The 249-nt window shown below is 56.2% G+C and carries 1 protein-coding gene; it reads left to right on the top strand.

From position 1 onward, the window contains the following. Positions 1-15: 15 nt before the first annotated feature. On the top strand, positions 16-249 hold a 234-nt coding region (locus ACTHSL_RS13970), incomplete at its 3' end, for a hypothetical protein (protein ID WP_440381746.1).

The following is a 249-nucleotide window of genomic DNA, read 5'->3' as shown; positions in this document are numbered from 1 at the left end:
GACTACAAGGGTATCGTGAAAACGATCAACTACAACGGCCGGGCACTCGTCGAGTTCCTTGATTTCAATGCCAACATCGCTTGGTTCGATATCGGTTTGGACTATATCAAAATTGTCCCCAAGCCCGACCCGAACGCCAAGAAGGTAGAAAAGCCCTCCGCCAAAGCTGCTCCCGCTGCGAAAACCGCCGCCAAGCCCGCTGCCGGAGGGAAAGCCAGCACCGCCGATATTCTCGCAGCCACCCGTAGG

It is taken from the genome of Neisseria sp. P0008.S010, assembly GCF_051962715.1.
In the GTDB taxonomy this organism is placed as follows: domain Bacteria; phylum Pseudomonadota; class Gammaproteobacteria; order Burkholderiales; family Neisseriaceae; genus Neisseria; species Neisseria elongata.
This window is presented reverse-complemented; position numbering and strand designations above follow the sequence as displayed.